Annotated in this window: 25 protein-coding genes, 1 pseudogene and 1 riboswitch; of the genes and pseudogenes, 4 read left to right on the forward strand and 22 right to left on the reverse strand. The window is 44.3% G+C overall.

The annotated features are described in order from the left end of the window. Positions 1-43: 43 nt before the first annotated feature. The 15 genes and pseudogenes from P5G61_RS28355 to P5G61_RS28425 form a co-directional block, all read right to left on the reverse strand. Positions 44-1,498 (reverse strand): alpha/beta hydrolase family protein, encoded by a 1,455-nt coding sequence (locus tag P5G61_RS28355; RefSeq protein ID WP_301249602.1) that lies wholly within the window; start codon positions 1,496-1,498, stop codon positions 44-46. A gap of 117 nt (positions 1,499-1,615) precedes the next feature. After that, the gene (locus P5G61_RS28360; protein ID WP_301249603.1) at positions 1,616-2,596 is read right to left on the reverse strand and encodes an alpha/beta hydrolase; all 981 of its coding nucleotides are present in this window, start codon (positions 2,594-2,596) and stop codon (positions 1,616-1,618) included. Between the two features lie 183 nt (positions 2,597-2,779). Next, a pseudogene (locus P5G61_RS28365) lies at positions 2,780-2,953 on the reverse strand (alpha/beta hydrolase); the annotation flags it as partial. A gap of 290 nt (positions 2,954-3,243) precedes the next feature. After that, on the reverse strand, positions 3,244-4,614 hold the full coding sequence (locus P5G61_RS28370) for a HAMP domain-containing sensor histidine kinase (RefSeq protein WP_301249604.1): 1,371 nt from the start codon (positions 4,612-4,614) through the stop codon (positions 3,244-3,246). Further along, entirely contained in the window at positions 4,611-5,285 is a 675-nt protein-coding gene (locus P5G61_RS28375) for a response regulator transcription factor (RefSeq protein WP_094938571.1), read from the reverse strand. The genes P5G61_RS28370 and P5G61_RS28375 overlap by 4 nt, the downstream gene beginning before the upstream one ends. Before the next feature lie 89 nt (positions 5,286-5,374). After that, positions 5,375-6,118 (reverse strand): hypothetical protein, encoded by a 744-nt coding sequence (locus P5G61_RS28380; RefSeq protein WP_301249606.1) that lies wholly within the window; start codon positions 6,116-6,118, stop codon positions 5,375-5,377. A gap of 148 nt (positions 6,119-6,266) precedes the next feature. Continuing rightward, entirely contained in the window at positions 6,267-7,343 is a 1,077-nt protein-coding gene (locus P5G61_RS28385; RefSeq protein WP_301249608.1) for a sensor histidine kinase, read from the reverse strand. Then, positions 7,340-8,014: a response regulator transcription factor gene (locus tag P5G61_RS28390; RefSeq protein WP_285077072.1), complete on the reverse strand. Its 675-nt coding sequence runs from the start codon at positions 8,012-8,014 to the stop codon at positions 7,340-7,342. The genes P5G61_RS28385 and P5G61_RS28390 overlap by 4 nt, the downstream gene beginning before the upstream one ends. 131 nt (positions 8,015-8,145) lie before the next feature. Next, entirely contained in the window at positions 8,146-8,961 is an 816-nt protein-coding gene (locus P5G61_RS28395; RefSeq protein WP_301249610.1) for an ABC transporter permease, read from the reverse strand. After that, the gene (locus tag P5G61_RS28400) at positions 8,958-9,998 is read right to left on the reverse strand and encodes an ATP-binding cassette domain-containing protein (protein ID WP_301249611.1); all 1,041 of its coding nucleotides are present in this window, start codon (positions 9,996-9,998) and stop codon (positions 8,958-8,960) included. The genes P5G61_RS28395 and P5G61_RS28400 overlap by 4 nt, the downstream gene beginning before the upstream one ends. A gap of 149 nt (positions 9,999-10,147) precedes the next feature. Continuing rightward, positions 10,148-11,548, reverse strand: coding sequence for a family 43 glycosylhydrolase (locus P5G61_RS28405; RefSeq protein ID WP_301249612.1), 1,401 nt, complete (start codon positions 11,546-11,548; stop codon positions 10,148-10,150). A gap of 62 nt (positions 11,549-11,610) precedes the next feature. After that, complete coding sequence (locus P5G61_RS28410) at positions 11,611-13,365, reverse strand: glycoside hydrolase family 2 protein (protein ID WP_301249613.1); 1,755 nt, start codon at positions 13,363-13,365, stop codon at positions 11,611-11,613. A gap of 15 nt (positions 13,366-13,380) precedes the next feature. Next, positions 13,381-13,656: an extracellular solute-binding protein gene (locus P5G61_RS28415; protein WP_301249614.1), complete on the reverse strand. Its 276-nt coding sequence runs from the start codon at positions 13,654-13,656 to the stop codon at positions 13,381-13,383. A gap of 447 nt (positions 13,657-14,103) precedes the next feature. Further along, a complete protein-coding gene (locus P5G61_RS28420) occupies positions 14,104-14,877 on the reverse strand; it encodes a family 43 glycosylhydrolase (RefSeq protein WP_301249615.1) in 774 nt (257 codons plus the stop codon). Continuing rightward, the gene (locus tag P5G61_RS28425) at positions 14,867-15,826 is read right to left on the reverse strand and encodes an ArsR/SmtB family transcription factor (RefSeq protein WP_301249616.1); all 960 of its coding nucleotides are present in this window, start codon (positions 15,824-15,826) and stop codon (positions 14,867-14,869) included. The genes P5G61_RS28420 and P5G61_RS28425 overlap by 11 nt, the downstream gene beginning before the upstream one ends. A 194-nt stretch (positions 15,827-16,020) precedes the next feature. On the opposite strand from P5G61_RS28425, the gene P5G61_RS28430 reads away from it, so the two are divergent. Further along, the gene (locus P5G61_RS28430) at positions 16,021-16,293 is read left to right on the forward strand and encodes a hypothetical protein (protein ID WP_301249617.1); all 273 of its coding nucleotides are present in this window, start codon (positions 16,021-16,023) and stop codon (positions 16,291-16,293) included. A 273-nt stretch (positions 16,294-16,566) separates the two neighbouring features. Here P5G61_RS28430 and P5G61_RS28435 read toward each other — a convergent pair whose 3' ends face one another. Beyond that, positions 16,567-17,799: a cytochrome P450 gene (locus P5G61_RS28435; protein ID WP_301249618.1), complete on the reverse strand. Its 1,233-nt coding sequence runs from the start codon at positions 17,797-17,799 to the stop codon at positions 16,567-16,569. A 323-nt stretch (positions 17,800-18,122) separates the two neighbouring features. Here P5G61_RS28435 and P5G61_RS28440 point away from each other — a divergent pair, with 323 nt between their 5' ends. Continuing rightward, complete coding sequence (locus tag P5G61_RS28440; RefSeq protein ID WP_301249619.1) at positions 18,123-18,782, forward strand: hypothetical protein; 660 nt, start codon at positions 18,123-18,125, stop codon at positions 18,780-18,782. Positions 18,783-18,850: 68 nt separating this feature from the next. On the opposite strand, the gene P5G61_RS28445 is transcribed toward P5G61_RS28440, so the two are convergent. Next, positions 18,851-19,456: a TetR/AcrR family transcriptional regulator gene (locus P5G61_RS28445; protein ID WP_024634363.1), complete on the reverse strand. Its 606-nt coding sequence runs from the start codon at positions 19,454-19,456 to the stop codon at positions 18,851-18,853. A gap of 283 nt (positions 19,457-19,739) precedes the next feature. Between P5G61_RS28445 and P5G61_RS28450 the strand changes: the two genes are divergently transcribed. Further along, positions 19,740-21,179 (forward strand): DHA2 family efflux MFS transporter permease subunit, encoded by a 1,440-nt coding sequence (locus P5G61_RS28450; protein ID WP_094938594.1) that lies wholly within the window; start codon positions 19,740-19,742, stop codon positions 21,177-21,179. Positions 21,180-21,340: 161 nt separating this feature from the next. Here P5G61_RS28450 and P5G61_RS28455 read toward each other — a convergent pair whose 3' ends face one another. From P5G61_RS28455 to P5G61_RS28475, 5 genes are all read right to left on the reverse strand, one after another. Further along, complete coding sequence (locus tag P5G61_RS28455) at positions 21,341-22,240, reverse strand: TetR/AcrR family transcriptional regulator (protein ID WP_301249620.1); 900 nt, start codon at positions 22,238-22,240, stop codon at positions 21,341-21,343. Between the two features lie 50 nt (positions 22,241-22,290). Then, on the reverse strand, positions 22,291-22,824 hold the full coding sequence (locus tag P5G61_RS28460) for a GNAT family N-acetyltransferase (protein ID WP_301249621.1): 534 nt from the start codon (positions 22,822-22,824) through the stop codon (positions 22,291-22,293). 42 nt (positions 22,825-22,866) lie between these two features. Further along, a complete protein-coding gene (tenA, locus tag P5G61_RS28465; RefSeq protein ID WP_301249622.1) occupies positions 22,867-23,538 on the reverse strand; it encodes a thiaminase II in 672 nt (223 codons plus the stop codon). A 121-nt stretch (positions 23,539-23,659) separates the two neighbouring features. Next, a riboswitch (TPP riboswitch) is annotated at positions 23,660-23,758 on the reverse strand. 37 nt (positions 23,759-23,795) lie between these two features. Then, positions 23,796-24,014 (reverse strand): hypothetical protein, encoded by a 219-nt coding sequence (locus tag P5G61_RS28470; RefSeq protein WP_024634358.1) that lies wholly within the window; start codon positions 24,012-24,014, stop codon positions 23,796-23,798. An 8-nt stretch (positions 24,015-24,022) separates the two neighbouring features. Beyond that, complete coding sequence (locus tag P5G61_RS28475) at positions 24,023-25,153, reverse strand: NAD(P)/FAD-dependent oxidoreductase (RefSeq protein WP_301249623.1); 1,131 nt, start codon at positions 25,151-25,153, stop codon at positions 24,023-24,025. A gap of 241 nt (positions 25,154-25,394) precedes the next feature. Between P5G61_RS28475 and P5G61_RS28480 the strand changes: the two genes are divergently transcribed. Continuing rightward, positions 25,395-25,637, forward strand: a complete 243-nt coding sequence (locus tag P5G61_RS28480; protein WP_301249624.1) for a hypothetical protein — start codon at positions 25,395-25,397, stop codon at positions 25,635-25,637. The last annotated feature ends 30 nt before the right edge of the window (positions 25,638-25,667 follow it).

Below are 25,667 nucleotides of genomic sequence, written 5' to 3' on the forward strand. Positions count from 1 at the left end.
CGTCCCAATCACATCATCTCCTGAATTTTAATGTTTTGGTTGATTAAAGTTCTTTTGGATCTATAAATTTCACCTCTGGATACAAGTCGCTCGGCCCCTGAATCAGAGTTCCGCCCGTTCCTTTCAATTGCTTATTAAAGAAATCAAGTACATATTGATTTACAATGTTTGATCCTCTTTTACCATTGATGTCTCCTGTGATCCCGGACAGTTTAACCAGCTCCGAATAGAATTGAAGATCCGTGAAATTGAAGTGCTGGGTTCCTTCTATATAAATCACATTTCCCCCATGATTGATAACATTTTTCATAATGTGCAGCTCATCTGAGAGAAATTTATTGACTTCATTATCCGAATTTCTATCATTTTCAAAATTGACTAACCAGTCTTTAAAACCTCCCGATCTGATGAACATAAACGGCTTGTTTATATCATCTCTGTTTTCCACTTCATTTAGTGACCCGTCCATATTGACCCCGGCCTTGATTCTATGATCTAAATACGTTGCATTAAATGCGGTTGCACCCCCAAAAGAATGCCCCATCACGCCTATGTTTTTTAAATCGATCTTCCCTTTAAATTGACTTTCAATTGCACCTGAATTCAGCTTTTCAATTTGATCGATTACAAACTCCACATCTTTTGTCCATATTTTCCCAATTTTTGTACGATCATCTATGGTTGTCATCTTTGTTTTATAGCCCGTTACACGGCCATCCGGAAAAAGGGTAGCAAAGGTGCTATACGTATGGTCGATGGTGACTACGATAAACCCATGACTGGCCAGACTCTCCGCCTGTGATGCTTGTAGAATTCTACTGGTTCCCATACCATGAGATAGCAGTACCACGGGATAAGGACTTGTGGAAGGTAATATTTCTACATTTTCATAAGAGTTGGTTTGACTATACTTCAAGTAGTCGAGCAAAAATTCGGGCAGTTTTAAAGAAGCAGAGAAGCTCTGAATATACTTTTTGAACATTTCTTTATTATTTGGAAACAGCGTGTCACGCTTGTTGTTATTCATGTTCTCAGTAGGATACCAGACTTGAACCATTAGTTCCCTCTTGTCGCTTTGATCTTCAGTTAAGACTTCATCTCTGTTCTGGTCCGTAAAATGAAAGGTTTGAGTACCCACTTTCTCTGGACCATCCGGCTTCGGCAAATTAAAGACAGGTAAGTATACAGACAAGGCAGTAGAAGCAACAAGCAGAATGACGATTAGGGAAGATAAACTATATTTCAACAGCTTCCCAATTTTAAGATTCACCATCTTACCTGAATGTCTGAACAAAACTATGAGTATGAACAGAGCCGTCATGATATATACTAAAAGCAACTGCCATCTATATCCCTCAACCAACAATTGAACTACGAGTATAACGCTACTTCCGATCCCCAAACCCAATCCTGTTTTCTTTGCACTTCTTTTAATAAACAATAGATCTACGAGTAAAGCGAAACAGGATAAAACTAAAAGTATTTCAAATAATCTCATTTGTATCACTCTCTTTCATTAAGGACATCGGCCGAATTGGACTTACTATGGAAAAACCGTCCCACAGGACGGCTTTTCACATTCATGTGAAATCACGAGTAGACTTTTACAGGATATTTACTTCGCTTCGTTCAGGAATGCTTTAACATCTTCAGCTATTTCTTTAAATAACGTATGGTGCAAGTAATGCTCGCCATCCATTGTTATTACTTTTCCATGTACCGAGTCTTTGATCTGTCCTTCGTGCAAAGGTATCCATCCTTCTACACCTTCATTATTCTCTTGAATAAGGAGCAGAAGTGGAAGATCTTTAGGGAAGGTTAATCCTTGAGCCCCTTTGAAATTGGAAGAAATATGGTCCATCTCGTTTAACATCGTGGAACTGTTCGAGTTTTTATTCGACAGCATTTCCATCTGCTCTACGGTGTGTTCATCAAATGGGAGTCCAGCATAAGGGCCTTCACCAAATTTGACCACTAATCTTTGGAGACCTGATTTTTTAAGGAATCCGAACATTTTTGTAGGCATTTTGGCATCCATACCCGGTTGTGTTGAAACACTGCTATCGATTCCGACAAATGCCGTCACCTCGTTTGGATATTTGTTCACATAATCAATGCCGTAAATGCCTGCAATGGAGTGGCCCATGAGGATATACTGGTTAATGTTAAGCTGTTGTAAAGCTTCATGAACTTCACTTACGATATTCTCTGTGGTTCTTTCTTTTTCTGTTCCATCACTTAATCCATAACCGAAAGGCTCAACTGCAACCACTTTGTAAAATGGAGATAATTCATCAATAAGTAACTTGAAATCAAGCGCTGGTGTTGCTGTTCCATAACCGGGCAGAAGCACGATCGTTTCCTTGCCTTCACCTTGAATGAGCACATTCATATTTTTCCCATCTACCGATACGTGCTGGCCGTAAGTCTCTATCTTTTTCGCCTCTGAATTGGTACTGATCACATTCGTGATATAAACAATACCTAGAAACAGAACAATGACGATTACGATTGCTCCTAGTACTTTAAGTATATTGTTTCTTACCTTTTTGGCCCTCGAGCCATTCTTCGCTTTCTTTTCCTCTGGTTGTGTCATTCTCATCTTCTCCTGTCTTGAACTGTTGGTTAGGCTTGCTTCATTGCCATTAACGAAATCTTAACCAATGAAAATGTACTCCTCGTGACGTCAATATGAACTGAATATGAACAAGCAAATAAATTAATAATTACGGTGACGTCATTGGCGGATAAATTTCCGTGAACACATTATTGGATTTCCTTCATGATTTTCACTTACGATATTTGCCGTACTGCTTTCCTTTTCGGTCTGATCGCTCAATCCGTAACCAAAAGGCTTAACCACGACCACTTTATAATATGGAGTCAGCTCTGAGATAAGCGGCTTAAAATCTAGTGCTGGTGCGGCTGTTTCATAACCGGGTAGAATCACGACGGGTTAATATTATCTTCCATTTTATCCCATCACATTTTTTCTTCTCTCTTTCTTGTGTCACATACATCTGCTCCTGTCCTCATCTGGTTAATGGCCGTAACAAGCGTTAATTCAAGCCTAACCAACCAAGATGTCCTCACCATGACGACAATATGAACGGAGTATGAACTAACAAAAAAAGGCCACGTTTCACATACAAGGAAGCTTGTGTGTGAAACGTGGCCTGAAAATTCGGTTTAAACCATAATCCAGTGTATATTCTGTTCTATACATTCATCTCTCCTGTATGTCTAAATATCGGTGGGTGGCGTGATTGGCAATGAAACGATAAAGGTCGTTCCCTGACCCACTTCGCTTTCCACCTCGATATCACCTTGATGAAGGGATACGATTTGTTTAACAATGGCAAGCCCCATACCACTACCGCCATACTTGCGACTATGAGAACGATCCGACTTGAAAAATCGTTCAAAAATACGCTTCTGGTCTTCGAGAGGAATTCCGATGCCCGTATCGGAGATTCGTACGGATACATTTTTGGCATCCTGCTTGATATCGACGTCAATTACGCCGCCATCCTTGGAAAATTTGATACCGTTGCTGAGAATGTTCGTCCATACCTGGTTTAACTGGTCGTGATCAGCCGTAACTTTAACGGTCTGTAAATCCAGTTCAAAATGAATATTGCGTGCAGACCATTGTGGCTGGAGAGTTACAATGACCCGCCTGATCTGTTCATCCAGGCTCAGTGTGCTAAGTCGCGGTTGCTGTGACTGCGATTCAAGCACACTCAGCTTGAGCAGATTATCACTCATTTTAGACATCCGTTTCGCCTCGGCGATGATAATATCAAGATATCGGCTTCGTTCTTGCTCTGAGAGATTTACTTGTTTCAGCGCTTGAGCATAACCAGATATCGAAGTCAACGGAGATTGTACCTCGTGTGACACATTCGTTACGAATTCCCTGCGCATCTGCTCCAACTGCTGCAAATCATGCATCATTTCTTCGAAACTGCGCGCCAATGTGCCCAGTTCTCCGGTTTGCTTGATATTCAGCTTAACGTTGAAATCTCCAGCAGCGATCCGCTTCGTTGCTTTTGTCAGTTTTTTGATCGGTCTAACCAAAAATATGGAAGCAATCAGAATGATAATACTTCCTGCAATCAATGAACAGGTTGCAAAGATCGAAGCCCATTGGACGACAAACAAGGAAGAAGGTGGAGCGAGCGTCTCAAAAAACATTGCTTTCGCTCCCATTTCCGTTTTCACCGGTAAACCTAAAAGAACTGTTGCAATACCGTTCGGATTGTCCTGGACTACGCCTCCATCTAACACTTTCTTTAGTTGCTCTTTCGTCACCGTGGCCGATTTATGTCCGTTAAGCTTTCCATACGACTGGAACTGACCCGATGCATCGTAAATTCGAATATGATATGAATTTAGTAGCTTCATTCCACTCACGAACGATTCTGCTTCACTTAATGGAAGGGTCTTGTAAATCTGCACGACATCTTGGCCGAAGTTACGTATGTTAATTTGAGCATTTTCATTCAATTGATCTTCGAATATCATCGTGGACATAAAAAAAGAAATGACTGTGCCGGCGATGACGGAGACCAGAAATGTCAGGACCACACGGATATATAACGATCTAATCATTCGTAAACCTCAAGCCGGTACCCCAGACCTCGCACCGTTTCGATCCGAAAATCGGGTGTTGTTGCGAACCGTTCACGCAGGCGTTTAATATGTACGTCTATCGTTCGATCATCCCCGGCGTAATCAATGCCCCAGATTTGATCGATCAATTGCTCACGTGTATAGACTTGTCCGGGTGTTCCAGCGAGTTTATAGAGCAATTCGAACTCCTTCAGCGGCAACGTAAGCGACTCTGTTCCGCTTGTCACCTTGTAGGTTTGTCGATCCAGGATAACGTTACCGAAATGAATCGTCTGCGTGGAGCCGATTTTGTATCGTTTCAGTAATGCTCGAACACGAGCCGTGAGCTCCAACGGATCAAACGGTTTCGTCAGATAATCATCGGTTCCCAGTTCGAATCCCTTCACTTTCTCCCAGGTCTCCCCTCTTGCCGTCAGCATGAGCAACGGAAGATCAGGATTGGCTCTTCGCAGCTCCTTGCATAATGTCCATCCATCCATAATCGGCATCATAATATCAAGCACGACAAGATCGACATGCGTTGAGCCGTAAACGGTCAGTGCCTCCTTGCCATCCGCGGCTTCAGCCGTTTCAAATCCGTCATTTCTCAAAAATAAACAGACGAGTTCACGAATGTTCGGATCATCGTCAGCAACTAGTATTGTAGGCATTTGTTTCCTCTTTTCCTGTTTCCATGTCATGTAGTCGTAATCATTATACTATTATTGAATTTGTAAAAAGCAAGAAGCACGTAAGAAATTTAATCACGCCATCCCCTCAGAATGTTCTGCATCCCCGCTTTGTTATGAAGAAACTGTTTCACACGAGAGCCGTTGGCACCAGATGGATGAGGGAATCCCCATACAATTTTTCCATTGTCTATCCGATGTTCATCTAGCAATTGATGAAGTACAGCCTCCACCGACTTTCCTAATGGAATAATAAGAGGATGCTTCAGCTGTTCCAATTCTGGCAGAAAAGACTCAAGTATGGCTTCATACAGAAATTCATTTTTAGTAATGAAAGGCTGGTGTCCATTGTAATTTTGCTTATTCACGAAGACCGGATATCGAATCAAGGAAGTTGTATGTAACAATGTACAGTCTGCTCCAAAAAGCCTTTGCACATGGGGCACTGTTAAGTAGTCATGCAGCCCTATCTCCTGAAGCATTTGAATCAAGTTGGTACGCATGGAGCCGGCCATTCTTGCCGCTATTTTGGCTTCTTTACAGGCTTGTTCGTATGAATGATGTTCCTTCAGAGCTTGGATGGCCGTTCTATAAGCAATCTCCATCTGTTGCCAACCTGGTGTGATGCCCACAAGCATGACTTTTGCGGAAGGATTGATATATTCATTATGCGGAGAATAGAATATCTCAATCTCTCCCGAAGAGCTTAATTTCAGATCATTAATCAACAGTTGTGCTTTTATATACTTTGGCTGTATCGGGAATGAATTCATTATGTCAGTCAGACGTTTTTGGTGAGTAGAAGATATCAGCACATTGCTCACTCCTTACGACCTTATGTGTTTGGCTTCCCTGTAAATTATCACTTGTATCTCTTATTTTGTACAAAAAAAGCCGAATTCATTGAAATTAAAAGGGTAATTGACAGACAACGTCCATCGATTACCCTTTATGGCATTCTTTTTAGGCTGAATGGGCCGGAAGTTGTACCGTGAATGTCGCACCTTCTCCCGGTTCACTAAACACAGAGACGGTGCCATCATGCATCTCCACAATCTTATGCACGATGGACAGACCCAGCCCACTGCCTCCCATGGAACGTGTACGGGATTGATCCACCTTGTAGAACCGTTCGAATATGCGAAGCTGATCCTGTTTGGTGATACCGGGACCACTGTCCGTAATGCGAACACTGACCTTGTCTTCACTCTGCGTTAGGAAAATACCAATCGTTCCACCTTCTGGTGTGAACTTGATTGCATTATGAATCAGGTTGATCCATAACTGAATCATCAAGTCCTCGTCCGCAAAAATTTCAACTTCTTCCAGCTCTACGTTCATATCAATTTTTTTGTCATCCCATTGGGGTTCGCAAGCCAGAACAAGAGTCACCAGCTGCCGATCCAATCGGTAAGAAGTTTTATGAGAGGCATGCTCGGATGAATCCAGAACGGCGAGTTTCATCAAATTATCACTGAGTCTGGACAAACGGACACATTCCGTCTCAATGATGGTCAGATACTTTTCCCGTTTCTCCTGATCCATATCTTTATTTTTCAACGCTCTGGCAAACCCGCTGATTGACGTGAGTGGTGATCCGATCTCATGTGATACGTTCGAGATGAACTCCTGACGCAGATCTTCCATCACTTTGAGGTTCGCTGCCATATCGTTAATACTATCTACCAGCTCGGCAAACGGATGATTATGTCCTGGCCTTCCGTTTCTTTTCACATAAGCCGAATCCAGATTTACACGAAAATCGCCACGGGAAATACTTCTTAACGCCTGAATCATCTCGTGTAGGAAGTCATATTCCCTACCTTTGACCAGCGGGCCGATAATGACAATGAATAATCCAAAAAAAATAAATCCGAGCATGGCATTGATGAGTAAACTAATCAAATCATGCGGATTCCACGAAATATAGGCATACGCACTCTTGGTAATGTAGAATGCCGCTGTCCAGCAGGCAAACAGGGCCAGAGATACCAGAATGAAATTTCTGGCAACATGAAAAAATCCGGGCCCCTGCTTCATTGCCTTACCTCCAGACGATAGCCCAAACCTCGCATGGTACGAATGACGAAAGCATGCTCTTCCTCCGGAAACCGTTCACGAAGACGCTTGATATGCACATCAATCGTTCTCTCGTCCCCTTCGTAATCATAACCCCAGATCTTTTCGATTAACTGATCCCGGGTAAAGGTCTTGCCAGGATAACTCGCAAGAGTAAACAGCAGTTCAAATTCCTTGCGTGGCAACACAATATCCTGATCCCCCTGCTTGCACTCATACGTATCACGCCGCAGAACAAGTTCTCCAAGGGGTATCACTTGTGAAGTCATAATACGATATCGTTTCAACAAAGCCTTCACCCGTGCGACCAGTACCAGCGGGTCAAAAGGCTTTACTAAATAATCATCCGTCCCAAGTGTAAATCCTTTAATGATCTGCGAAGTTTCCCCTTTTGCCGTTAACATCAGGAGCGGCAGATCCGTCTGCTCTCTCAACTGACGGCACAGCTCCCATCCATCCATACCCGGCATCATAATATCGAGAACGACCAGGTCGACCTTATGGTCAGCGAGTAATCGCAGTGCATCCAGTCCGTCAACAGCCTCGATTACATGCAAACCTTCCTGCTGCAAAAAATGTCCTACCAGCTCTCGGATATGCGGATCGTCATCAACGACCAATATGCTTGTCAATGGGACCACCTCCATTTTTTCAACCTTGCCTTATACTTCACATTCTGTCAAGAAGGAGACATTATACCAAGCGGGCATAACGTCTCTTTCCTGACATCCATTACTTTTCAGCAAAATTTCATGATTTTCAATTACGTTCTGCGCATATATGCCCGTACGGTCAATGGTGCAAAAATGGCGACAATGACCGCAGCTCCGGCAAGGCTTGTCACCAGATCGGTTCCCATTGTCCCTTGATTCGCCAACTCCCGTACAGCTGAGACCAGATGGGATATCGGATTGACATTGACAACCCACTGAAGCCAATTCGGCATCGTATCTACCGGAACGAAAGCGTTCGAAGCAAAGGTGAGCGGAAACAGCACGAGCATAGAAATCCCCTGTACACTGGAAGCTGTACGAGCAATAACACCGAGAAAAGCAAATATCCAACTGATTGCCCAAGCGCATATAATAACCAGCAATCCTGCCAAAGCGACACGACCTAGTCCACCTGCAGGGCTATATCCCAATAAATAGCCAATCGTAAATGTAAGGAACGTTGCAATGGTATATCGAATCGTGTCTGCCAGCAATGCTCCAGCCAGTGGCGCAATACGTGCTATAGGCAGCGATTTGAACCGGTCGAATACCCCTTTATCCATATCCTCACGCAATTGCACCCCCGTAACAACGGAGCTTGTAATCACCGTCTGCACCAGTATACCCGGAATAATAACCAACAAATAAGCTTGAATATTCCCCGAGATCGCACCGCCAAAAATGTACGTAAACATCAAGGTGAAAATGATCGGCTGTAGTGTAACATCAAATAACTGCTCTGGTGTACGCCGAACCTTCAAAATCCCACGATAAGCCATCGTCAAGGAATTCCGGACAGTTTGCCCAAAGCTTGTGTATTTTCTCAGCTTCCGACTTGGGTTTTGTTTCGCTATTGTACTGTTCATGCTCGCAACTCCTTCACTGCATTTGATTGTTGAGATTCTTCAGATGTTTGAGACACATGACCACTCGCATCTTGGCCTGTAATGGTCAGAAACACTTCATCAAGTGTAGGTTTCTGGACACTCATCTCTGCCAGATCAATGCCTGCGGAACGGAAGGCGATCAGCAGATCTGCTGCAATATTTGCATTCGCCATAGGTGCAGTAATCTTCCCTGCTTCCGCCGATACACTGGATTCTGTCCGAAGGATCTGCTCCACAATCTGCCGAGCGTGTTCAATCCGTGTCGGTTCCTGGATGCGCAGCTGAAGTGATGCAGTACCAACTGAAGCTTTCAAATCATCCACCGTGCCCTCTGCCACAACATGACCCTGATCGATTACGGCAACACGATCGGCCAGTTGATCTGCTTCATCAAGGTATTGTGTCGTCAGAAGCACTGTTGAACCTGTTTTGACCAACTGCCGGATCGTATTCCACATCTGTGCACGTGTCCGTGGATCGAGTCCCGTCGTCGGTTCATCCAGAAAAATCAGTGGCGGCTGAGCAATAAGGCTTGCTGCCAGATCCAGACGGCGGCGCATCCCTCCCGAGAACCCTTTGATTGGACGTTTCGCTGCTTCCGTCAAGCCGAATTCTTCGAGAAGCTCAGCTGTCTTGCGTTTGGATTCTGCGCGGCCAAGGCCCAGCAGCCGTGAAAATATCATCAAGTTTTCATTGGCACTAAGTGACTCGTCAACGGATGCATATTGTCCTGTGAGCCCAATCAGCTGGCGTACGATATGTGATTCCTTCACCACATCATGCCCAAATATTTTGGCCGATCCACCATCTGGCCGAAGCAGCGTGCCCAGCATACGAATCGTTGTTGTTTTCCCTGCTCCATTTGGACCCAGTACGCCGTAGATTGTACCCGCCTTTACATTCAGATTCACACCATCCACTGCATGTTTATCTCCAAACGTTTTCACGAGTCCTTGTGCTTCAATCGCCCATTCTCCAAGGTCATTGCCTGTTGCTCTTTGCTCTGTATTGTTCAATTGTGGTTCCTCCCATATCGTTTATAGGGGAAGAATAACGTACTTTTATGAACTGAATATGAATGGAATGAAGTTTCAATTTTAAAACATTAAAACCCCGCCAAGGTCCACATGGGACACTGGCAGGGTTGGGATCGTATCATAATTTTCTAATTTGCAGGTTTGATATCAAAAAAGTCTAGTTCTCCATATCCTTCACCTTTGGAGAAGCGAATTTTGTTCACACCGGCCTTCAGCTGAATTCTCGCTGTTGACAGTCCCCAGTTCTCCCATCCCTTGTTCGTGATGTAGAACGAGCTGGCCGTGCCTCCATTTACACTCAGCAGCAGGTTGGACCAGTTGCCACCTGCGGTGCCATTCGCCGTCCTCGCCAGGAGAATATACTGGCCGGCTGTCGCTGCATTGACGTTAAATTCCACATAGCTGTCCGCAGTATCGATATGTCCAGCTTTCATGCCTCCTGAACCGGAAGGACTTTGGGAAGCGTAAGCGATCCCGCCATAAGTTCCCTCTTCTCCTTCATATCGAACAATCGGCTTTTCTCCCGAAGGCAAGGCAATAGGAACGTTGGGATTCACAGGTGCACCCAAATTCGGGGTATTGTCGGCATTCCAGGTGAACTTCTGTATGCGGATTTCTCGATTCCATCCGGAATTATTGAATTTTGCTGTGTGGTACATGATCCAGTCCTCGGTCCCGTCAGGAGACTTGGTAAAGGAATGATGACCCGGACCGTAAAGGCCGTTACCCGATTGAAAGATAGGCTGACTGCGCTTGCTCCAGGATGCCGGATTCAGCAAATTGCTTGAGGTGCTGGCAGTAATAAGCCCCAGACAATAATCATTGGTCCAGCTGCCACTTGCCGAGTACACAAGACTGATGACACCATTTCGAACGATTACCTGCGGTCCTTCATTTACATTCGGAGAATGATTGGTTTCCCAGGCGTAGGTTGGTCGAGCAATCTCCACACGATTCGAATCGATGGTCCAGGGATTGCTCATATGGGCAATATACAGATTCTGCCGTACATTCGTATCTCCTTCCCATCCCGACCAGATGAAGTAGAGCTGTCCGTTCACCTGTAATACCGTCCCGTCGATGGCCCATTTGTTGGTTGGGTCCGTAATCTGTCCTTTGTATTGCCAGGTTCCCTGTGTGGGATCAGCTGACGTATTCTCCATAACATACATGCGGTGATTGACGTTATCTCCATCATCCTTGGCATAATAGATATACCATGCACCGTTGATGTAATGAAGCTCAGGGGCCCAGATGCCGCAGCAGCCGGTATTTACAACCGTGGTTGGAGCCGCATCAACGGTTGTTAATTGTGCTGACTTCCAGATGGTAACGTCTCCGCCTGTCGTTTTGGTGAAATAGTAGAATCCGTCTGTGTGCTTGTAAACCCATGGATCAGCTCCATCCTGCATCACCACATTATAGAAGTTGTTCTGAACGGTAGCTGCATGTGTCGTCTGTCCCATTGGAAAAATAAGAAATGCACATAAGGCCAGCAACAATTTGCTCCTGTAATTCATGATTTTCATCTACAGTCACGCTCCCTCTCCTATCGGATTATGAATCAAGCACGTAACTAACCCTTCAACGTTCAATCCTCGATAGCAGCCTTGCGGGAATTGATTCGACGAATGATTTCCGGGTCGAATTTGGGACGTCGGTCATAGGTGTACAGTCCATTCACTTCCTGTTCCACATCATACAGCTGGGTATAGCAAAACCCGAACATCTTTGGATGGTCCAGCAGGACATTGGTTAATCCCTCGTAGCGCGCAATGAAAGCCTCTTCGGATTGGGGTCTATCTCCATATCCCCAAGCATTCTCATCTTGCTGATCCGGGTTCCACCAGATACCACCGTACTCACTGATAAAATAAGGCTGCCCTTCATACGTCTGCCGCTCCGGAAACGTATTGAACACTTCCCCCCCGCTTTTCATCGGTTCATATCGGGCCCGGAACGTTTCCGGATTCTGATCATAGTCATGCAAATCGAAGATATCTGTCACCACATGAAAGTTACCGCTGGTATCAATGACAGGACGTGTCGGGTCCATTCGTTTAGTCATCTCATAGACAATACGGAGCACGTCGTTATCCTGACGCGTCCCACCACGATCCCACGTTTCGTTGAACGGACACCAACCGATAAGCGATGGATGATTGAAGTCACGTTCCATACCTTCCATCCATTCCGGCAGGAACCGGGCCAGACTTTCGGTCGTTGTAATATCCAGTCCCCAGTTGGCATGTTCTCCCCATACCAGATAGCCTAGCTGGTCAGCCCAATACAGGAAACGCGGCTCAAACATCTTTTCGTGCAATCTCGCCCCATTAAAGCCAAGCTCCATAGAGATTTCGATATCCTTGCGCAGGTCCTCGTCGCTGGGTGCCGTATAGATGCCTTCCGGGTAAAATCCCTGATCCAGCACGAGCCGCTGAAAAATGGATTTCTCATTGATGCGAAACGCCATACCATCCAGCCTTACCGTCCGTAGTCCAAAATACGAAGCAACCGTATCGCTGGTCTGATCCTGTTTATTCAGCTTCAGTTCCAGATCATACAGTTTGGCATGCCCCGGCTCCCATAAATGGATCTCGGATAATGGAACGGTAAGCTTCACCGAAGGACCATGAACAACCGCCGTTGTCGACCCAACATCCTTTCCTTCAAAGCGGGCATTTGCAGTCAGTTCACCTCCAGCAGCGTTACCGCATATATTCGCTTCCAGGTGCACGCATGAATTATCCGGATCAGCGACGACTTTCATGTCGGATAGATACACCTCTGGCACCTGCTCCAGCCACACGGTCTGCCAGATCCCCGTAGTCCGGGTGTAATCACAGCCATGTGAATGGAATTGTTCGCTCTGTTTGCCTCGCGGCTGGCGCCCAGAACGCACATCATCTTCCGCATACACCGTCACTACATTTGTACCCGATGAGACATGGGATGTGATGTCAAAATGGAAGGGTGAGTAGCCTCCCCGATGCTTGCCAACGGCTTTTCCGTTGACCCAGATCTCCGCTTCATAATCAACAGCGCCAAAATGAAGCAAAATGCGTCCGTTCATCCAGTTATCTGGAATAGAGAATTCCCGTTTATACCATACCGCCGCCATAAAATCGGTATATGCCACACCGGACAGCTTGCTTTCTGGGCAGAATGGGACGGTGATCGTTCCAGCGAGATGATGCCCGGACTGCTCATAGCCGCGTTCTTTTCCGCTTTTTCCATGATCCATTTCAAACTGCCAGGTTCCGTTAAGATTGGTCCAATTGCTCCGCACCCACTGAGGGCGAGGGTATTCCGGGCGTGGTGTCTGTAACATCTTCTCTTTATTCATATAAAATCACTCCTATTAGTCTTTGATTGAACCGAAGTATACTTCTTTTACAAAAAAATCAGTGAGCTCCATATAAGCGCCGTCATTCAATCCGGCCTCAAGCTCCCCAAAGCAACGTTCGGGATTGATAATGATATCGGGAAGCTCGCCGGATGAGATCATCAGAGTAAAGGCATCCGCCTTCTGTCCAACGGACGGTGTAATAAAGTTCACTTTAATACCGGTCAATTGCTCCACTTGCTTTTGCACGGCTTGATTGTTCATGTCCGGAATGCTGGGATTGGCTGACATGCAAAAGTTCAGCGTGGCATCTGTTTTATAGGGATAGGCTGAATAATCGTTGGGAATGATCCGAACATATCCATCCCCCCGCTACGAATTTGAAATCCTTCCCAGAACGATGTTGATCCTGAATTATAATTTTCTGTATTCGACTCAAAGTATAGTTACACAATAATTAGATGTCAACGCTTTCAATCTAATTTATTGTAACAAAATACATTTTCCATTCCTGATTGTTTTCTTCAAGATACATAAAAAAACTAAATGAGTAACTGTAAAATAGCTGAAATACCGCTGATTTAATACACTTCACATGAATTCAATGGCAATAGAAGTATTGCTTTATTCCATGAATGACCGCACGCGTTTCCATCAAATTATTCACTTGTTTTGTTTTTAATTACAGAATACTTGTAACTATAGGCACACTTATACACAATTCTCGAGCCTTATGTTTCACTCTCCCGATGGAAGTTGAAGCGCATGATCATCGCTGAAAGGCACACCAAAATCAGGTGAACCATCGCCGTTCCATTCAAATTTTTGAATGCGTGTTGCCCGTAAACCGGTATCTGCACCCGGTGCAGGAAAAGCATGATATACAATCCAGTCCTCCAGACCATCCGGTGACGTTGTAAAACTGTTGTGCCGTGTGGCATATACATTATTTTCAATACTTTTTCGAAAAACAGGCTGCAAGGATTTGGTCCATCCCGTTATAGAGTAAGGGTCAGACATCCTCATAATATAGATCGCTGACCCATAGTCCGGAAAATGACCATAACCTGCGTACAAAAAATAGAGCTCGCTCCCCCTCTTCAACACGGTGCCATCCAGACCGGGGACAGGAGTTTCCAGTGCCCCCTTCCATACCCAGTCACCTTCCATGGGATTTAAACTTTCATTCTCCAGTACGCAAATTCGCCGTGAATCGTCCCCTCCACTATCATTAGCCGTATAGTATATGTACCATTTTTCATTCAAAAAAAGGATTTCCGGTGCCCTCACACAACCGTGATGAAGCCCTGGCGGAATCATAATGAGGTCACCCGCACCCACTTTGACATTCTGCTCAGGCGAACTGTAATACCCTTCTCCATCCAGTATAAGTGTGAGTTCATCATAAGCATGTGAATGGGACTTGAATAAGCCCTCGCCCTGCTCCAGATGAAACAAGTGAGGTTTGAAACGCTCGATACTCACGATAAATGAGGTACCGTTATTTGGCATATCTCGCATCCTTATCGCCCGCATTCATCGTATACTTTACCTGCATCATAATGTTCTGTTCATGATCTCCGAATTCATTACCGAACAGATTCATACCGCCCTGATGTCTGGCATCCGGATGGATTCCAATTCGTAATCTTAACTTGTGTTTATCCTCGAGATGAAGATCGGACAGGGACACATCCGAAATTTTCTCCTTGTCCAGCATGGTCTTGCTGTCGTCCACTCGCCATTTTTTGAGCATGCCGTACTGTGTGGAACCATCAGACCACCATGCCGGATTCAGTTTGCCACGGCGGTCACCCAAATCTCCGGGACTTGTCCACATCCCGATCTCAGTGCCATTGACCCAAACGGAAATATCCGAAGGCCACTCATTATTATAGGTTGCTACTTCAGAACAGATTTCCATGGACAATTCCAAAGCTTCAATCGTTGCACCTTGCGGAATATCCATCGGAAGCAAATATTCCAGATACCCTTTTGCCAGCCAGATGATCTGAGCATCAATATGCTTGGGATGATAAAAGCTTGCCGGGTCGTCTTCCTTCAGAATCATTTCCTCCGTGCTCGCCATACCACATGTTGGCGCAACCTCACAATCGCTGTAATGCCCTATCGGCATATGAACTTCATAGACATTCGTATCCCGTTGGGGAAAGGAACTCACCCTGTCCAGGGCAATATGAATATCATCATAATTGCGGCTGCAAACCTTCATGGCCCCGCGCGAAGCTGGAAGCATTTCTGTATGTATTAAATGGGCGGCCTCCAGCACTTTAATATGGTTGGCTACCGTCGACACTGGCAGGTTCAACGCCTCGGCGATTTCGATAATGTTTAGCTTGTTTGCATTCAAAAGCTGGAGAATGTCAATCCGGGAACGCGTCGACAAGGCATGAGTGACACTTACTAGTTTTTCCGGGTCGTTAAAGCTAAGTTCCAGCACGATTCTGCTCTCCTTTGGAAAAGTTAAATTAAAAATAATTTTACTGAATAACAGGAATAAACACAATGATACCATGTGTAATCCTGGTACCTCAGCTCTCATTTGAGAACATTTTCCACGTAATTTTTCCTGTAACTAAGGCAATGAATAGAGTAATCTGTATTTCTGCATTTCTAGTGAAAGGAAGGTTATACGTGATAAATGAAATCAATAGCTGGATCAGGCATATTGCTTCTAACTATATCTTGATTATTGCGGCAGCTGTTATTTTTTTTGCGATCAAGGCTGTAATTGGATTCTATACCTACAAGCATTACAATAAAAAGTTAGACCATCTGCACCACAAAGTCGATTTGCTCATGAAGGAGCAGCAGCATTTTGCCCGGTCGTTTTCCCCTCCTGACGAAAATAAGCACATGACGCAGAAAGAAGACCACGCCGAGTCATCGGCACCTCCCCTAATGTAATTTTCTCATATCTATTTGTATGGTAACCCGTGAAATCCTTCCCCTACTCTGTCACATAAATAGCTGTTTTGTCATATGTACTATCATATCTAGCTTAAGCATATATTCAGCCAACATTGCTGCAGCTCCTACTTGCGCGAATTTATCCCCTTGACTCTCTGCCACGGTTGAATCAAAGCCAATGGCTTAAACGATATAAAAAGCCGCAGATCGGATGCTGTTAGGCATCCAATCTCGGCTTTTTGTATGAGAAGTATGATATTCGCCTTTCTCCTAGTGCCCAATCTTCACGGGCAAGTAGGTCAGGGACTGACCTGGAGCCGAGACGGTAAGATGGTTTTCCAATTCAAATGATTCAACCGATTCGATAAAGGGCACCCTTTCTACAAATGCGGTCAAAGCAATACTCAATTCCATTCTCGCCAGTGGAGCACCCAGACAGAAATGTGGACCATTTCCAAAGGTAAGATGTTTTTTGTTATTAGGACGATGAATATTCAATTCGAACGGATTCTCAAATACGTTCTCATCCATATTCGCCGCACTCATCCATGAGATGACAACATCCCCTTTTTTCAGTTGCACACCCAACAGATCATTATCCTTCTTAACCGTCCGATGCCGCTTGGCATTATGAAATCGATAACGAAGCATCTCTTCCACTGCAAGTGGGACAAGCTCAGGGTTCTCTCTTAATTGAACATACAAGTTGGGGTCATCATAGAGAAAAGAATAAAATGTACTGGATACCATGTGACTGGTTGTTTCAATACCGGCTCCGAGCAAAAGCATTGTGGTCCGAACAACCTCATCATCGGAAAATTTCTCGCCGTCCACATCCACCTTCAGCAGATCCGTAATGATATCGTCACCAGGCTGAGTCCGTTTCTGAACGACAATAGGGTACAGGAACTGGTAATACTCCTGCGCTGCGACCTGTTTTTTCAGTTCCATTTCCTCTGCATTTTCGTTATTTGCAGGTTGAAACAGAATGTCTACCCAGCTTTTGAAGCGATGGCTGTCTGTTAGCGGGATACCCAACAAATCAGCCATAACCATTGACGGCAAAGGTGTTGCCAGAGCTTGTACGATGTCGATCGTTGTATCGAGCTCGATGTCCTCGACCAGTTGAGTTGCAATGTTCCGAATCCGTGGCTCCCAGTTTTTCAGGCTGCGCGGTGTAAATGCAGCAGAGAGCAGCGAACGGCTTTTTTGATGTCGCGGGGGATCGATGCTCGAAATATTCATTTTGTCCGGGGGTGTACCTTCCTTGTTTTTGGCACCAACGGATATGGTTGTTCTTGAGCCTTCGGATGAGAAAAATTCATGATTGCTTAGTACCTGCTTAACATCGTCATACCTGAACACATTCCAGGTGTCCGTATCCTCATGATAGTAGACAGGTTTCTCCGACAACATTTTCCGAAACCAGTGAATTGGGAAAAACTCCTCCGATCTTGACTGGAAATTGCTTATGTCGTGAACACGAATCACTTCTTTGTACATCCAAACACCGCCTCTCGAACTATTTTTCTTTGTCGGCACATGAATTGACAGTTCAGCGCACAACCCATTTTATACCAACCGTATATTATTTGAAATGAAACTTTTGAACTAAATTCAAAATATGTATAATTTAAGGTGTATTTTTATACTATTCGTACATTTAATGATGAAAATTAAGAATAAATTCGGTTCCCTTCCATGTAGTTCCATATCACTAGGAATGAACATGTCTAAACCGAATACGTGGACCATATGGTTTACTATGGTATGCTTGAACACGAGGTTCATTTTTTTTGCACATGGGTTCGTTCGGGAGGGATACAGTGAATTGGATACGTCCATTGAATAGAGGAGAATCTGTCTTTAAAGTTAAAAATAATCGCATTGTCTACTTTGCAAAATTATCTATTCCACTTAATGCCCTTATCGCAGTTGGAAAAATATTTTTGGGGATCTACTCCCTCTCTTTCTTTTTATGCATTAACGCCTTCTATAATATCGGCATTGCTGTTGCCAAGTATTTCGCAGCAAAAGCACATGAGGACTCGAATCTTGATGATTCCAGCCCGGAGGAAATCCTAAAAAAACAATACGCTGCATACCGATTTATAGGCAATATTGTACTCGCTTCAAGTGTGGTGTACATCATTTATTGCAGTAAATTATTATTTGTTGCAAGCAGCAGAACACATTATCCTCACTATGTTGCCTTCATCATAGCTGCCGTTACTTTTACCGAAATTGCGGTATCTCTTGGGGGCGCCATTATGGCGAGACGGAATAATGAGCCAGTCATTGAAGCTATCAAGCTGACAAATTTCTCCTCATCCTTGATCTCCCTTTCCTTGACACAAACTGCGATTATGTCATTCACATACAAAGGAGATCCCACCTTTTACAATGGACTGTCAGGCATCATTTTTGGTGCACTTGCAGCACTCATTGGGCTGTATATGATATTACGAACTCCGGCAGGTGAATAGCCATCTTATAATCCGTTGAAAAGACATCCGCGTATAGTTGATCCTGACTATCGTTGATGTTTTTTTGGTTATATCAAATCATTGTAAGAATAAGCCCGAATTAAAGAAAACTGTTTGGCAAGAAAATGTGGTGCATAGGGCATGTCATTGCGAAGCCAGGATACAATGGTTCCTATCAGGGCTGAGGAACTGTACCAGATGGCGATCTCCTTATGAATACCCGCTTGTGCAAGAGAACTTCCTATCTCCAAACTTTCAATCTTGGCCGATACGAGTCTTGTTAACAATTTCAAGAGCCTTTCCGTAAAAATGGGTGTGCGTCTGGAGGCAAGAACAACACGATAGAATTTGGAATGGTCGGCAAAGTGTTCAAGCAATTTAACAAGTACAGGCCAACCATCGTCTTTGGCAGCATCCTCTAAGGGAGGAGCATACTCGTCCACGATCCGTTCAATGTGCTCGATCATCTCGTCCGCCATTTTCTCCATCATGTCTGTGATGTCCCGATAATGCAGATAGAAGGTCACACGGTTGATCGTCGCTCGTTCTGCAATCCGATTGACCGACAATTTTTCGATGTCCATTTCCTGCAAAAGATCTACAAAAGCATCACGAATCAACTGCCTCGTACGAAGTATACGAGGATCTGTAGCAGACTTCTTTTCGTTTTTCATCGCAAAATCCCCTCCTCAAATTTTAAAAATTACAATTTTAAATGATCAGTCGTTTATTTGCGAATTAGACTACATATTTTATTTTTCCGTAAAATAAGCAACGAAAACACCTAAAATCGTAAATTGTATTCTTCGGGAATATGTATATAATTCAATAGATACAATGTAAACTATACAACACGTTGTAAATTTAGTCACGTGTGGATTGAAAGGATGGAATGGATTGAGCCAGGCTAGATTAAAAGAAAGAGATGACGTAAAAAAGGGCCCCATACTGTTTGTTATGATTTTGGGTGCATTTCTTGCCACATTGAACCAAACCGTAATGAGTGTGGCAACTCCGGAGCTGATGGGCGATTTTAATATCTCAGCAGCAACAGCCCAATGGTTTACAACAGGTTACATGCTAGTGAATGGTGTACTTATTCCCATCACGGCCTATTTCATGCAACGCTTCTCGACACGGCAATTATTTCAAGCTTCGATGTTTATTTTCCTCATCGGTACGATTATATCTGCCCTTGCGAGTAATTTCGGTACACTGTTGACTGGGCGTATGGTTCAAGCAGCCGGTGCTGGTATTATCATGCCATTGTTAATGCATGTCATTCTAACCTTGTTCACTCCTGAGAAAAGGGGCGCCGCAATGGGCATGGTCGGTTTTGCCATCATTTTCGCTCCGGCGATTGGGCCGACCCTTGCTGGTTATATTCTTGAAAATTACACATGGCAAACGATGTTTTACGGAATGATTCCACTAACCGTTATCGTTATTGGTTTTGCGTTTGTATACCTCAAAAATGTATCGGAACGAGTCAATACCAAATTCGACACACTCAGTGTATTGCTGTCCACGATTGGATTTGGTGCATTACTGTATGGCTTCAGCCGGGCGGGAAGTCTGGGATGGTCAAGTGCAGAAGTCATCATATGCCTTGCAGCAGGAGTTGTTTCTCTTGGACTATTCACATGGAGACAACTTGCATCTGCAAATCCCCTGCTCGATCTGCGGGCCTTCAAGTATAATATGTTCTCTCTGACCACGATCATTAATATCGCGATCACGATGATCATGTATGCCGATATGATGCTGCTTCCGTTATACCTCCAAAATGCACGGGGTTACACTGCATTGGAGTCCGGATTATTGCTTCTTCCAGGAGCGCTTGTCATGGGCTTCCTGATGCCGATTACGGGTAGATTGTTTGACCGTTTTGGCGCAAAATGGCTGGCGATTATCGGGATGGTTATCACAATCGTAACCACTATCGGGTTCATTGATTTGACCGATTCTACCAGCTACACCTACCTGGTATTAATGTCAACAGGTCGCCGAATTGGTATGGCCTTGCTCATGATGCCAATTCAAACGGCAGGTTTGAATCAGCTGCCACCACGACTTGGACCACACGGTACAGCGATATCCAATACTGTTAGACAAGTGGCTGGCGCAGTTGGTACTTCATTACTCGTGAGTGTAATGACCAGTCGTACAATGACACATGCGCAAGATATGGTTGCAACGGGTGCAGCCAACGGATTAACGAAGCAGCAGTTGGGAATGGAGTCCATGATTCAGGGAATTAATGATGCTTACGTTGTCATTATCGGCATTGCTGTTCTCGGATTGTTACTTTCCTTCTTCATTAAACGTACCAAACAGGCAACAGAGGACGATTCCAAACAGCCTGTAAGACAAAAAGTCTCCATGAATACAAATTAAAAATAGCATTTACATGAATTGCATCGTGTAGAGTGCTTTGTATCTTATACAAAAAAGCGGCAGTTCCGGACCCTATGCTTTACGTCCAATCTGCCGCTTTTTGTGTATTGAATTATGAATAATAGCCTTCTCACATAAGTAAGATCAGCTGCGTTATCGTTTCATTTCATGCTCCCCATCGGGACACTCCTGATTTGTTCGAGATATGATCTGCAATTCTTGACAATCCTGCCTGCCTCGCCTTGAAGAGAACCCGATTCAAATTCCGTCTGAAATGCCTGTAGAGTTACTTCCAACATGGAAATATTGATCTCTTTCTGTTCGACTAAGCAAAGCAGCCCTTTTGTCAGTTCTTTCGCTTTAATAGACACTTCCGATTGGAGAATGGAATAACTGAATTTCTGAAGACCTGCAATCAGGCTGTTTTTATCCAGCGCAATGTCTTTGGAATCAGGAGCAATCATCGAAAGACTAGGAAAATCAATAATATGCTCCTGTCTTTCCAGCATGGAACGCAGCAAAATTTCAATATAATTCAGCACTTTTGGCACAAGATGACTCCAATCCGGTTGGTCGAGATGGAAATTTCTCCACGTATTTGAGATTTGATGTACCATGCCAAAACAAAAAATGGCTCCTTCAAAAGCAAAGGGTTTTAATTCTTCGCCAAATACCTGTACCAGTCTTTCCGATAACCAATTTAACTGCATGCGAGTCAGATTTGCCACATCACATTTTCCAGAATAAAAGCCTGTCCAGAATATCTCCACAACACGCTGTTTTTCAGGCAAAATCATCGGCATCATAATCTGATCCACCAGTAAATCAAAATCGGAAGCATAGCTTTGACTCTCCAAACTTTTGCGAATCATCATGTCTTCCTGAACACGTTGCTCCAGAATAGCAAGAATACAATCATCTTTCGAACTAAAGAATTTATAAAATGTTCCTTTGGACACACCCGACTCATCTAGGATCATTTGTATGGAGGTGCTGGTCACTCCATGTTTCTCAAAGAGCACAAGAGCAGAGTCCAATAACATTTGTTTCCGTTTATTCATAAGTTCCCCCTGGATGATTTCGGTGGTTCACGTCACGATATCTTGATCATCTAGCGTAAATCCACTGCAAACATCAGATGTTCCTTCCATATCCCCCTGATTTTAATATTCTGGCGATCCATCTCCTGGAAGCCCGCCTTACGCAGCACTCGGATCGATCCGGCATTGTCGGGCAGCGCACCTGCCTCCACTCGTTTGATTCCCGCATCATTCATGGCAAAATTCAGTGCTAGCCCAAGGGCTTCACTCATGTAGCCCTTGCCATTGTGCGCCTGGTCGAGCACATAACCTACGATCCATTTTTGGGTGGAATCCAGTTCAAGCTCGAACAGAGAGATCTCCCCAATGAGCTCATTTGTCGTGTTCAGGAAGATTCCGAAAGAATAACGCTTCCCTTCTTCCCTGGCCTTGTTCCAACTTTCAAGCAGGGTGACCTGACCCTCCAGCGTATAGAATGTCTCCGATCGTTCACTTGCCGAGATCTCTTCAAAAACAGCCCGATTGCGGAGCTGTACATCCAGCAGTGATGCCGCGTCCTCCATGTTCAAAAACCGTAAATAGATGCGTTCTCCACGATTGTTCATCTGTATGTTCATCCTTGTCTCTGGTTGTAGTCTACTTCATCATTAGAAGTACGAGAGTTTCCGTTTATACGCCATATCCCAGAACAGATATTCAAATTCAACACTTCTTCTGAATATGTCCTCAATGGCCTCCAGTTCCTGCTCGGTTTTATGTTCACATAATGCATCCAGTGTATCATAGAACCATTCGAATGAGTTCCGGAATTCATCACTTGCATAATTTTCGATCCAAGTCTGATAGAAATTACCCTCTAATGAATCGCGATATTGTTCTTTTAATCTTGTTGCATAGTCGTAATACGTCCACGCACAAGGGAAAATGACGGCAATGATTTCGGCAACCCCGCCTGTTTGAGCAACACTCATCATATTTGACGTATATGCCTTGTTGAAAAGAGATGGTTTGACAGTATGATGTTCATCCAGTGTTATCCCAAATTCATTCATGTAATTCCGATGCAAATCCATTTCTTCGTACAGAATAGCGTGTTGAATAACCGTAAAGTTCGTCATCAGTTTTTCATCCGCAGCCTTCACTGCACCCATCGCAAAAATCTTCGCATATTCAATCAGATATGTATAGTCCTGGAGTAGATAAAACTTAAACGCTTCCTGATCCAGTGTGCCTTTCCCCATCTCGTGTAAAAAAGGATGATTGTATCCATCTTCCCATACGGTTATGGTCTTGTCTTTTAACGTTCTTGAAAATGACATGATCAGTTCTCCTTTGTCCAAATCATATTGTCCCATCTGCAATCCCGCTATTGCTTCCTGTTATGAAATATACACACCAAAAAGCCCTTGTCCAAATTTCGGCAAGGGCAAAAAATAACATGAGTACATGTCATTTGCTCCCTACGTCAGTATTAACTAACAGGTTCAAAGGGTCAGGTTTTAACCTTCTCAACTGCGAACAGTCCCCCTGCAAATAGCTCAGGCTTATTACAACATGTGTATTTCCAAATGTCCTATTAATCTTCGAGTTTACCTAATTCCTCTTGCAAGCTCTTCAGACGGGTGCGAATGGTTTCAATCCTATTCTGCACTTCACTTAACTGGTTCAAATCCCTTTCGTATGCCTGTTCCTCTTCCTTGGCTTTTGCCAATTCATCCTCTGCAACGCCAATCTGGTGCTCCAGATATATGATATCTGAAGAGCTGCCGTGAGTTAAACGCTGTGAATATGTCATGGTTCACCTCATTTCTGGTCTTCCATTGCTTTTCCTATATTATATGGCTGAATATCGATATCCAAATCCATACCCAGAGCCAATTTGGCCAGTTGACTTCCTATAAAGGGCCCCATCGTCAGACCTGATGCTCCAAGCCCGTTGGCTGTGATCAAGCCATCCCAACCAGGAACAGCACCCATTACCGGAAGAAAACCCGGTGTGAACGGACGGAAGCCTACTCTCACTTCCTGAAACGTGCTATCAGCTAAACCAGGAGCCAGTTCCAATCCTTTATTCAATATTTCCTGCATTCCGCCTGCGGTTACTCTTGTATCATAGCCTTCAATATCATTTTCGTGAGTTGCCCCAATCACAATCTTCTGTTGATCAAAGGCTAACAAATATTGATCCGAAGGAGGCATGGCCACAGGCCAATTCCCAGTATCTTCTCGATCGTGGGCCTGCAAATGCATAATTTGCGCCTTCTGATAATGAACCTTAAAATCAATGCCCAAGGGCTTGAACAGTTCATTGGCCCAAGCGCCGGCACACACAATAACCTCGTCAGCCGATATGACTTTCCCGTCCACAACTACTCCAGTTACCCGATTCGACTCATGTTGAAGTGTCGCGTCCCCATCAATCAGGACCGCTCCATTTCGCTGTGCCGATCGGATCAAGGCATCGCGCAGCGCACGCCCATCGATACGCGCAGCACCGCTGATGTATACAGATTGAAAAGTTTCCTCCAGTAGAGGAAAACGCTGATGGGTTTCTTTTGCATCCAACAGGGTAATATCACCAATCTCCGGTGCATCTTCTTTACGAAGATGTGCCCGTTCCTGCATCTTGTTGAGTTTCTCCACATCGGTATGAATACTAAGCGCACCCACTTGAGCGTAACCCGTTTCCGTTTCCCCTTCACTCTTAAGTTCTTCAATCAACCCGGGATAGAAACGTGCACCTGCCTTGGCAAGCTGATACCAATCCTGATTGCGGCGTTGGGATAACCAGGGACAGATAATCCCAGCAGCGGCATCCGTAGCCTGCCCTCGATCTTTCCGATCTATAATAAGGACCTCTGCACCCCATTTTGCTAATTGATAGGCTGTTGATGCCCCAAGAATTCCTGATCCTATGACGATGACTTTCTTCATGATTGCATTCCTTTCCTAAATCACTGTATCCATTATAGCCTATACTGTTCGACATGATAATGGCAAGGCATTGGCATGGTGATACATACTCCTAAAAGGTTTTCGGTAAAAGCTCATCGGATTGAAAACATTATTTAAATTACTGTTATTTATGTAATATAATTCAAATCAGGTTTCTTTTAACGCAGTATCCGCGCCATTTACGCACACGACCTTTAACGAAATGAGGAATAACACAACGATGCCGAAACGTAGTATGGGGATTTCGCTGGATACCGATATGCCACTTATGATTACAGGCCAAAACCAGCTGACCGTAGATGAATTGATCCATTGGAGCGACCATTCACGGGATTACGGTCCGAAGCAGCGAATCGGTGAACAGGTTCAGAATGTTATAGTCCTGGTTGACTGGCACAATAATGGTGTAAAGCGTGGAATCCCTCCTGTTGGATATGATGGAATGCGTGCAAAAGCGGCTTGAAACGGTATCGGGCTCAGTGCAGATTATCGA

This window comes from Paenibacillus vandeheii (assembly GCF_030433635.1).
GTDB classification, from domain to species: domain Bacteria; phylum Bacillota; class Bacilli; order Paenibacillales; family Paenibacillaceae; genus Paenibacillus; species Paenibacillus vandeheii.

Excerpts from the sequence above, each read along its gene's own strand:
- P5G61_RS28410 (WP_301249613.1), bottom strand. The coding sequence starts at position 13,365 with ATGAATAAAGAGAAGATGTTACAGACACCACGCCCGGAATACCCTCGC.
- P5G61_RS28385 (WP_301249608.1), bottom strand. The coding sequence starts at position 7,343 with ATGAAGCAGGGGCCCGGATTTTTTCATGTTGCCAGAAATTTCATTCTG.
- P5G61_RS28455 (WP_301249620.1), bottom strand. The coding sequence starts at position 22,240 with ATGAATAAACGGAAACAAATGTTATTGGACTCTGCTCTTGTGCTCTTT.
- P5G61_RS28375 (WP_094938571.1), bottom strand. The coding sequence starts at position 5,285 with ATGCCTACAATACTAGTTGCTGACGATGATCCGAACATTCGTGAACTC.
- P5G61_RS28360 (WP_301249603.1), bottom strand. The coding sequence starts at position 2,596 with ATGACACAACCAGAGGAAAAGAAAGCGAAGAATGGCTCGAGGGCCAAA.
- P5G61_RS28420 (WP_301249615.1), bottom strand. The coding sequence starts at position 14,877 with ATGCCAAATAACGGTACCTCATTTATCGTGAGTATCGAGCGTTTCAAA.
- P5G61_RS28355 (WP_301249602.1), bottom strand. The coding sequence starts at position 1,498 with ATGAGATTATTTGAAATACTTTTAGTTTTATCCTGTTTCGCTTTACTC.
- P5G61_RS28395 (WP_301249610.1), bottom strand. The coding sequence starts at position 8,961 with ATGAACAGTACAATAGCGAAACAAAACCCAAGTCGGAAGCTGAGAAAA.
- P5G61_RS28370 (WP_301249604.1), bottom strand. The coding sequence starts at position 4,614 with ATGATTAGATCGTTATATATCCGTGTGGTCCTGACATTTCTGGTCTCC.
- P5G61_RS28445 (WP_024634363.1), bottom strand. The coding sequence starts at position 19,456 with ATGAAAAACGAAAAGAAGTCTGCTACAGATCCTCGTATACTTCGTACG.
- P5G61_RS28415 (WP_301249614.1), bottom strand. The coding sequence starts at position 13,656 with ATGTCAGCCAATCCCAGCATTCCGGACATGAACAATCAAGCCGTGCAA.
- P5G61_RS28450 (WP_094938594.1), top strand. The coding sequence starts at position 19,740 with ATGATTTTGGGTGCATTTCTTGCCACATTGAACCAAACCGTAATGAGT.
- tenA (WP_301249622.1), bottom strand. The coding sequence starts at position 23,538 with ATGTCATTTTCAAGAACGTTAAAAGACAAGACCATAACCGTATGGGAA.
- P5G61_RS28460 (WP_301249621.1), bottom strand. The coding sequence starts at position 22,824 with ATGAACAATCGTGGAGAACGCATCTATTTACGGTTTTTGAACATGGAG.
- P5G61_RS28435 (WP_301249618.1), bottom strand. The coding sequence starts at position 17,799 with ATGTACAAAGAAGTGATTCGTGTTCACGACATAAGCAATTTCCAGTCA.
- P5G61_RS28470 (WP_024634358.1), bottom strand. The coding sequence starts at position 24,014 with ATGACATATTCACAGCGTTTAACTCACGGCAGCTCTTCAGATATCATA.
- P5G61_RS28475 (WP_301249623.1), bottom strand. The coding sequence starts at position 25,153 with ATGAAGAAAGTCATCGTCATAGGATCAGGAATTCTTGGGGCATCAACA.
- P5G61_RS28480 (WP_301249624.1), top strand. The coding sequence starts at position 25,395 with ATGCCGAAACGTAGTATGGGGATTTCGCTGGATACCGATATGCCACTT.
- P5G61_RS28405 (WP_301249612.1), bottom strand. The coding sequence starts at position 11,548 with ATGAAAATCATGAATTACAGGAGCAAATTGTTGCTGGCCTTATGTGCA.